Raw genomic sequence first — 8,726 nt, forward strand, 5'->3', positions numbered from 1 at the left:
GCCCGGTCACATTCCGAACCCGGAAGCTAAGCCTCTCAGCGCCGATGGTACTGCAAGGGGGACCTTGTGGGAGAGTAGGACGCCGCCGGACTTAACGTAGATAGAAGATGTGGCCATCGGCCCTCCATCGAGAACTCGTAGGGGAGACCCTCGTTCTCGGGAGGCCGGTGGCTACTTCTGTTTCTGCCGTGGGTCACTCGACTCGTGCGCTGGTTCGTGATGGACTGGGTGACGAGCAACGGGTGACCGATGCGGCGCCAACACAACGACACAGCGGACGATCGCCCGGGCACGAGTTCGGGCACGCAATGAGGAGCAACGGTGGCGAACGACGACGATCAGCGACGGAACGACGGCGACCGCGGAGACCGGCCTCGCCGTGACGGCGACCGGGGTCCTCGACGCGACGGCGGGAACCGCTGGTCGTCCGGTCCTCGTGACTTCGAGCGGCGTGAGGGCGACCGTCGTGATGCCCCTCGTCGTGATGCCCCTCGTCGTGACGGTGATCGCCCGGCACGCAGCGGCGGCCCTTCGCGCGATGGCGGCCGTCCGTTCCGTGACGGCGACCGGTCGTTCCGCGACGGTGGCCGGCGTCCCGCGTGGCGCGGGGATCGTGATGACTCCAGCCGTCCGCCGCGCGGTGATGGTCCTCGTGGAGGAGACCGTCCGTTCCGCGGCAACGACGACCGACCGCGTCGTGATGGCGACCGTCCGTTCCGTTCGGACCGTCCCGCCCGCGATGGTGACCGATCCCGTCGTGACGGGGACCGTCCGTTCCGCAGCAACGACGACCGTCCCCGTCGTGACGGGGACCGTCCGTTCCGCGGTGGCTCTGACCGTCCGTTCCGTTCGGACCGTCCGGCGCGTGATGGCGATCGTCCTCGTCGCGATGGCGACCGTCCGTTCCGCAGCAACGACGACCGCCCGCGCCGTGACGGCGACCGTCCCTTCCGCAGCAACGACGACCGTCCACGTCGTGATGGTGACCGTCCGTTCCGCGGTGGCTCTGACCGTCCCCGCCGTGATGGGGACCGTCCCTTCCGCAGCGGCAGCGACGACCGTCCGCGCCGTGACGGTGACCGTCCGTTCCGTTCGGACCGTCCCGCACGCGACGGCGACCGTCCGCGCCGCGACGGCGATCGTCCGTTCCGCAGCGGCTCCGACCGTGACCGCGGAGGACGTGACGACCGCCAGCGCTTCGGTGACGGCAGCCGTCACGCCGGTGCTCGGTTCGGTGAGTCCTCGCGCGACGACTGGGAAGACCGTGACCCGTACGGCACGAAGTCGATCCGCCCGCGCCACGACGACCCGGAGATCCCGGAGGAGATCGACGCGCGTGACCTCGACAAGGTCGCTCGCGCCGAGCTGAAGACCCTCAGCAAGGACAACGCCGACTGGGTGGCCCGTCACCTCGTCGCCGCGGCGATGCTCGTCGACGACGACCCGGAGGCCGCGAACCAGCACGCGCTGAGCGCCGCCCGCCGCGCCGGCCGCGTCGGTGTCGTGCGTGAGACCGCCGCGATCACCGCGTACCGCCTGGGCGACTTCGCCACGGCGCTCCGCGAGCTTCGTACCTACCGTCGCATCTCGGGTCGCAACGACCAGTTGCCGATGATGGTGGACTGCGAGCGGGGCCTCGGTCGCCCGGAGCGCGCGCTCGAGCTCGGCCGGTCCGTGGACCGCGCTGCGCTGGACACCCCCGTGCAGGTCGAGCTGGCGATCGCCATGTCCGGCGCCCGACTCGACCTCGGGAATCCCACAGCCGCACTCGGTGAGCTTGAGATTCCACAGCTCGACCCGTCCACTGCGTACACCTGGTCGCCGGCCCTCTACAGTGCTTACGCGGCCACGCTCGAGGAGCTCGGTCGTCAGGACGAGGCCGACGAGTGGTGGGCCCGTGTCGATCGCGCTGCCGAGGCCCTCGCCGAGGTCGCCGACGAGAACGCTTGGGAGACAGTTGATGTGGTCGAGGAAACGCTCGAAGTCGAAGGAGACGAGCTCGCAGGAGCAGTCGATGACGAGCCCGACGCCGAACTCGCCGACGAGCCCGTCGAACCCGACGAGCCCCTCGGGGACGAGCCGGGCGACGACGAGCCCGCAGGCGACGAGCCCGGCGAACTCGACGACGACAACCCCACCGACGTCGACGGATCCGCAGCAGACTGACGTGCCGAAGCCGCCGACGGACGGTGTGGACGTCGTCCTCACCGACCTCGACGGCGTCGTGTACCGCGGCCGCAACGCGATCCCGCACGCGGTGGAGGCGCTGACCCGTGCATCGCTGAGCGCGCGGGTCGGCTACATCACGAACAACGCCTCTCGTCGTCCGGTCGACGTGGCCGAGCACCTCGAGCGCTACGGGCTGGAGGTCTCCGAGGACGACGTCGTGACCTCGTCGCAGGCCGGCGTCCGCCTGCTCGAGACCCTCGTGCCCGCGGGCTCGACGATCCTCGTCACGGGTGGCCTCGGACTGACCAGCATCGTCGAGGCCGCCGGCTTCACGGTCACGACGAGTGCGGAGGACTCCCCGGCGGCCGTCATCCAGGGGTTCTCGCCGGACCTCGGCTGGACGCACCTGGCCGAGGCGTCGTTCGCGCTCGCCGACCCGGACATCCCCTGGGTCGCGACGAACATGGACTGGTCGATCCCGGTCGAGCGCGGCATCGCTCCGGGCAACGGCACGCTCGTGTCCGCCGTGCACCAGGCCGTCGGCCGGATGCCGGTCGTGGCGGGCAAGCCCGAGCGACCGATCTTCGACGCGGCCGTCGCCCGGTTCGGCGGCGAGCACCCGCTGTTCATCGGCGACCGACTCGACACCGACATCAAGGGGGCGAACGACGCCGGCATCCCGAGCGTCCTCGTCCTGACCGGCATCGACAAGGCGAAGCAGGTCCTCGCGGCCGACCAGCGCTCGCGTCCGACGTTCATCCTCGCCGATCTCCGTGGCCTGTCCGAGCCGTACCCGGTGACGATCCGGCGCGAGGACCCGGACGGTACGCGCTACGCCACCGTCGGCGACGTCACGGTCGCGATGCGCGGTCACGTCGTGCGGGTGCTCGACGACGGCGACGCGATCGACCTGCTGCGCGCCGGGACCGCACTCATCTGGGAGTCCGGGCTCGCCATCTACGGCCTCGACGTCGACCCGAAGCTGTACGGCGGCGAGTAGCGTGGGCGACGTGCCGAACGACGAGCAGGGAACCGACGACTTCGCCCAGCGCACCGCTGCGGTCGAGGCGCTCCCGTTGCCCGATCGCGCCGACGCGTTCTCCGCGCTCCACGACGAGCTTCGCACCCGGCTCGAGAGTGGTGGCACCGCGAGTGCCTGACGACTCCGTGGTCGGACAGGTCTCGTCGGCCGTCCGACTCGACGCCCTCGTGGCCGCCCGCGGGCTAGCGAAGTCCCGCACGGCAGCTGCCAAGCTGATCCAGGCCGGCCGCGTGACGGTGGCAGGGACGGCGGTCGTGAAGCCCTCTGCGGCGGTCCAGCCGGCGGCCGCGATCGAGGTCGACACCGAGGACGAGTGGGTCTCCCGGGCGGCGCGCAAGCTGGTGGGCGCGCTCGACACGTTCGGCGTCGACCCGACCGACCGCGTGGTCCTCGACGTGGGTGCGAGCACGGGTGGGTTCACCCAGGTGCTCCTGTCGCGCGGTGCTCGTCGCGTCGTGGCGCTCGACGTCGGTCACGGTCAGCTCGACCCCGTCGTCGCCCTGGACGCCCGTGTCGCGGTCGTCGAAGGCGTCAACGCGCGGAACCTGACCCCCGAGGGCTACGCGGGGCTCGACCCCGCTGCCGGTGAGACGAGCCTGGTGGTCGGCGACCTCTCGTTCATCTCGCTCCGGATCGTGCTGCCCGCCCTGGCCGAGGCGGTGCCGGCGGACGACTTCGTCCTGCTCGTCAAGCCGCAGTTCGAGGTCGGTCGCGGCGGTGTCCGCGAGGGCATCGTGCGCGACCCCGCGCTGCGCAGTGATGCGCTGATGAACGTGCTCTGGGCCGCCTGGGACCTCGGCCTCGGAACGACCGGCGTCGCCGCCTCGCCGATCGTCGGGACCCACGGCAACCACGAGTACCTGGCGCGCTTCCAGCGTGGTGTCGGTGCCAATCCGACAGAATGGATCGACCGCGCGACGGCACTGGCGGAAGGGACAGCATGAGCGACGACCGGCACATCCTCCTGGTGTCCCACACGGGCCGCCGGGACTCCATCGACGCCGCGGTAGAGGTCTGCGACCTCCTGCACGCCGCCGGCCTCGTCCCGGTGATGCCCTTCGACGAGTACGCCGACATCCGGCGGGCCGAGGCCTCGGTCGGCCAGGTGGACATCCTCGGCGTGGACGTCCAGTCCGACCAGCTCGAGATCGTCATCGTCCTCGGCGGCGACGGCACCATCCTCCGCGCGGCCGAGCTCGTCCGCGGGACCGGGGCGCCCATCGTCGGGGTGAACCTCGGCCACGTCGGGTTCCTGGCCGAGAGCGAGCGGGACGGCCTGCGGGCGACTGTAGAGCGGGCTCTCTCCGGCGAGTACCACGTCGAGGAACGCGTCACCCTGCAGGTCGACGTCGTCGTCGGGCACGAGGTCGTCTACTCCTCGTGGGCGCTGAACGAGGCGACCATCGAGAAGGCTTCCCGGGAACGCATGCTCGAGGTCGTGACGGAGGTGGACGGTCGTCCGCTGTCGTCGTTCGGCTGCGACGGCGTCGTCGTGTCCACCCCGACCGGTTCCACGGCGTACTCGTTCTCCGGCGGCGGCCCGATCGTCTGGCCGGACGTCGACGCGCTGCTGATGGTGCCGTTGAGCGCCCATGCCCTGTTCGCCCGTCCGATCGTGGTCGGGCCGGACTGCACCCTCGCGATCGAGGTCCTGCGGCGGACCAGCGGCGTCGGTGTGCTGTGGTGCGACGGTCGGCGCACGCACGACCTCCCGCCGGGTGCACGTGTCGAGGTGCGGCGGTCGCCGGACCCCGTGCGGGTCGCGCGCCTCAAGGACGCTCCCTTCACCGATCGTCTCGTCGCGAAGTTCCAGCTGCCCGTCGCCGGGTGGCGCGGACCGCAGACCGACGAGGACGACCTGTGATCGAGGAGATCCAGATCGCCGACCTCGGGGTCATCGGTGAGACGACCCTCGAGCTCGGCCCCGGTTTCACCGTCGTGACGGGCGAGACCGGCGCGGGCAAGACGATGATCGTCACCGCGCTCGGCCTCCTGCTCGGCGCACGTGCCGACGCGGGCTCCGTCCGCCGAGGTGCCTCGAGCGCCGTGGTCGAGGGCCGCTGGCACGTGCCGGAGCACGACGCCGTCGCCGAACGGGTCGAGGACGCCGGTGGCGCTGTCGAGGACGGCGAACTCATCCTCACGCGCACGGTGTCGGCCGAGGGGCGCAGCCGTGCGACCGTCGGTGGCCGCAGCGCCCCCGTGGCGGTGCTCGGCGAGCTCGCCGACCAGCTCGTGACGGTGCACGGGCAGTCCGACCAGATCCGCCTGACCTCGGCGACCGCGCAGCGCGCCGCCCTCGACGGGTTCGGCGGTCCGGCGCTCGAGAAGGCCCTGCAGCGCTACGTCACGGCGTACGACGCCTGGCAGCAGCACGCCGGCGAGCTCGAGACGCTGACGCGCGACCGCGATGACCGCCTGGCCGAAGCCGAACGCATCCGCGCAGCCTCGGACGAGATCGAGGCCGCCGACCCGCAGCCCGGCGAGGACACCGAGCTCGCCGAGCGTGCCGAGCGGCTCGGGAACCTCGAGGAGCTCCGGCTGTCCGCGGGGCTCGCGCACGAGGCGTTGTCGAGCGAATCCCTCGACGGCGTGCACGACGTCGTCGGACTGGTCGAGTCCGCTCGCCGCGCGATCGAACGCGTCGCCGGCTCCGACGCCGAGCTGCAGCCGGTGCTCGAACAGCTGACCGAACTCGGCATCCAGGCGACCGAGGCCTCCGCGAGCCTGTCGAGCTACCTCGGGTCGCTCGAACCCGACGCGGGGCACGACCTCGAACTCATCAACGAGCGGCGGGCACTGCTCGCCGGGCTCACGCGGAAGTACGGCGACACGATCGACGACGTCATCGCGTACGGGCAGCGGGCGAGCGACCGGCTGCTCGAGCTCGACGGCGACGACGATCGCATCGCCACGTTGCAGGAGGCCGTCGAGCAGGATGTCCAGGCACTCGAGTCCGCCGGCGCCACCCTGACGACGGCACGCACCAAGGCGGCGAACGACCTCGCGCAGCGGGTCACGGCGGAGCTGGGGACGCTCGCGATGGCCGGCGCGTCCTTGGTGGTCGAGGTGACGGACGCGGGCGAGTACCGCCGACACGGACGCGACCAGGTGTCGATCCTGCTGCAGCCGCACTCCGGCACGGACCCGCGGCCGATCAGCAAGGGTGCCTCCGGTGGCGAGCTCTCTCGCGTCATGCTGGCGATCGAGGTCGTCATGGCGGGCACCACGACCGTCCCGACCTTCGTGTTCGACGAGGTCGACGCCGGGGTGGGTGGTGCGGCTGCGATCGAGATCGGTCGGCGTCTGGCGAAGCTCGCGGAGCGGACGCAGGTGATCGTCGTGACGCACCTGGCGCAGGTCGCGGCGTTCGCGAACAACCACCTCAACGTCGTGAAGGACGCCAGCGGTGCGGTCACGTCGTCGAGCGTGCGCCGACTCGAGGGCGAGGACCGTCTGCAGGAGATGGCGCGGCTGCTGTCCGGCCTCGGCGACAGCGCCAGCGGCATCGAGCACGCACGCGAGCTGCTCGACGTCGCCGGCCAGAAGGCCTGACGGGCCGGCCACACGCCCGACGCAACGCCCACGGCGAACCGAGGTCGCGCCTCCCGGCAGTTCTGACGTACGATGGAATCCCGTGGCGGACACTCTCAGCGGCGGAACCAATTCTTCGAACGCGACCCCGAAGGTGACGAAGCAGATCTTCGTGACCGGCGGGGTCGTCTCGTCTCTCGGCAAGGGCCTCACGGCGGCCAGCCTCGGCAACCTCCTCACGGCACGCGGCCTCAAGGTCGTCATGCAGAAGCTCGACCCGTACCTCAACGTGGACCCGGGCACCATGAACCCGTTCCAGCACGGCGAGGTCTTCGTGACCGACGACGGTGCGGAGACGGACCTCGACATCGGGCACTACGAGCGCTTCCTCGACATCAACCTGTCGCAGGCCGCGAACGTGACCACCGGCCAGGTGTACTCGACCGTGATCGCCAAGGAGCGACGCGGCGAGTACCTCGGCGACACGGTGCAGGTCATCCCGCACATCACCGACGAGATCAAGCGGCGGATGCGCGAGCAGGCACAGAACGACCCGCAGCCCGACGTCATCATCACCGAGGTCGGCGGGACCGTCGGCGACATCGAGTCGCAGCCGTTCATCGAGTCGGCACGCCAGGTGCGGCACGAGCTCGGCCGCAACAACGTGTTCTTCGTGCACGTCTCGCTCGTGCCGTTCATGAACGCCTCGGGTGAGCAGAAGACCAAGCCGACGCAGCACTCCGTGGCCGCGCTCCGCTCGATCGGCATCCAGCCCGACGCCCTGGTGCTGCGCAGCGACCGCCCGGTGTCGGACGCGAACAAGCGCAAGATCGCCCTGATGTGCGACGTGGACGAGGACGCCGTGGTGAACGCGGTGGACGTGCCGTCCATCTACGACCTCCCGACGCTGCTGAACAACCAGGGCCTCGACCAGGTCATCGTCGATGCGCTCCATCTCGACGCCGGCGCGGTCGACTGGACGGCGTGGACCCCGGTGCTGCACGCGGTGCACGAGCCGAAGAAGGACGTCACGATCGCCCTCGTCGGCAAGTACATCGACCTCCCGGACGCGTACCTGTCCGTCACGGAGGCGCTCCGTGCAGGTGGCTTCGCGCACAACGCCAAGGTCACGCTGAAGTGGGTCGTGTCGGACGACTGCACCACGCCCGAGGGCGCTGCGAAGCACCTCGGCGACGTCGACGGCATCTGCGTCCCCGGCGGATTCGGCGTGCGCGGCATCGAGGGCAAGCTCGGCGCGCTGCGCTTCGCCCGTGAGCAGGGCATCCCGACGCTCGGCCTGTGCCTCGGCCTGCAGTGCATGGTCATCGAGTACGCCCGGCACGAGGCCGGCCTCACCGACGCGTCGAGCACCGAGTTCGACCCGGAGACCACGACGCCGGTCATCGCGACCATGGCGGAGCAGGTCGACATCATCGCCGGCGGCGACCTGGGCGGCACCATGCGCCTCGGGCTGTACCCGGCGTCGTTCACCGAGGGCTCGCTCGCGGCGGAGCTGTACGGTGCGCCGGAGGCCTCCGAGCGGCACCGTCACCGCTACGAGGTGAACAACACGTACCGCCAGCAGATCGCGGACGCCGGCCTGGTGTTCTCGGGCACGTCGCCCGACGGCACCCTGGTCGAGTACGTCGAGCTGCCGCGCGACGTGCACCCGTTCTACATCGCCACGCAGGCGCACCCGGAGCTGCGCTCGCGTCCGACGAACGCGCACCCGCTGTTCGCGGGCCTCGTCGAGGCCGCGATCACGCGGCACGAGGCGTCCAGCCTCTTCGACCCGCAGAACGAGGAGCAGGTCGCGTAACGCGCGTGGTCTCTGACCGGAGGCGGGGGGGGCGCGGGGCCCCCCCCCCCCCGCCCGGGGGGGGGGGGGGGGGGGGGGGGGCGGCCCCCCCCCCCCCCCCGGGGCCCCCCGCCCGGGGGGGGGGTGTCCCCCCCCCGCCGGGCAGGCCCCGCGCCCCGCGGG

General features: G+C 71.3%; 8 protein-coding genes and 1 rRNA gene. 8 read left to right on the forward strand and 1 reads right to left on the reverse strand.

From position 1 onward, the window contains the following. Nucleotides 1–91: ribosomal RNA gene (gene rrf / locus ABIC61_RS18445) — 5S ribosomal RNA — on the forward strand; the annotation flags it as partial. An 80-nt stretch (nucleotides 92–171) separates the two neighbouring features. On the opposite strand, the gene ABIC61_RS18450 is transcribed toward rrf, so the two are convergent. Further along, on the reverse strand, nucleotides 172–1,464 hold the full coding sequence (locus ABIC61_RS18450) for a hypothetical protein (RefSeq protein ID WP_354031069.1): 1,293 nt from the start codon (nucleotides 1,462–1,464) through the stop codon (nucleotides 172–174). Between ABIC61_RS18450 and ABIC61_RS18455 the strand changes: the two genes are divergently transcribed. The 7 genes from ABIC61_RS18455 to pyrG all read left to right on the forward strand — a co-directional run bounded on the left by ABIC61_RS18455 (nucleotide 1,399) and on the right by pyrG (nucleotide 8,564). Then, nucleotides 1,399–2,166, forward strand: a complete 768-nt coding sequence (locus tag ABIC61_RS18455; RefSeq protein WP_354031070.1) for a tetratricopeptide repeat protein — start codon at nucleotides 1,399–1,401, stop codon at nucleotides 2,164–2,166. The two genes, ABIC61_RS18450 and ABIC61_RS18455, sit on opposite strands and share 66 nt — an antisense overlap. A gap of 1 nt (nucleotide 2,167) precedes the next feature. Next, nucleotides 2,168–3,169 carry an HAD-IIA family hydrolase gene (locus tag ABIC61_RS18460; protein ID WP_354031071.1) on the forward strand — a complete coding sequence of 334 codons (1,002 nt, stop codon included), beginning with the start codon at nucleotides 2,168–2,170 and terminating at the stop codon, nucleotides 3,167–3,169. A gap of 10 nt (nucleotides 3,170–3,179) precedes the next feature. Further along, nucleotides 3,180–3,329 (forward strand): hypothetical protein, encoded by a 150-nt coding sequence (locus ABIC61_RS18465; RefSeq protein WP_186321912.1) that lies wholly within the window; start codon nucleotides 3,180–3,182, stop codon nucleotides 3,327–3,329. Beyond that, complete coding sequence (locus tag ABIC61_RS18470; RefSeq protein ID WP_354031072.1) at nucleotides 3,322–4,155, forward strand: TlyA family RNA methyltransferase; 834 nt, start codon at nucleotides 3,322–3,324, stop codon at nucleotides 4,153–4,155. The genes ABIC61_RS18465 and ABIC61_RS18470 overlap by 8 nt, the downstream gene beginning before the upstream one ends. After that, on the forward strand, nucleotides 4,152–5,075 hold the full coding sequence (locus ABIC61_RS18475; protein WP_354031073.1) for an NAD kinase: 924 nt from the start codon (nucleotides 4,152–4,154) through the stop codon (nucleotides 5,073–5,075). The genes ABIC61_RS18470 and ABIC61_RS18475 overlap by 4 nt, the downstream gene beginning before the upstream one ends. Next, nucleotides 5,072–6,766: a DNA repair protein RecN gene (recN, locus tag ABIC61_RS18480; RefSeq protein ID WP_354031074.1), complete on the forward strand. Its 1,695-nt coding sequence runs from the start codon at nucleotides 5,072–5,074 to the stop codon at nucleotides 6,764–6,766. Before ABIC61_RS18475 ends, recN begins: the two co-directional genes overlap by 4 nt. Before the next feature lie 82 nt (nucleotides 6,767–6,848). Next, a complete protein-coding gene (gene pyrG, locus ABIC61_RS18485; RefSeq protein WP_354031075.1) occupies nucleotides 6,849–8,564 on the forward strand; it encodes a CTP synthase in 1,716 nt (571 codons plus the stop codon). Nucleotides 8,565–8,726: the final 162 nt, after the last annotated feature.

The sequence above is a fragment of the Curtobacterium sp. 1544 genome (assembly GCF_040544915.1).
GTDB lineage: Bacteria > Actinomycetota > Actinomycetes > Actinomycetales > Microbacteriaceae > Curtobacterium > Curtobacterium pusillum_C.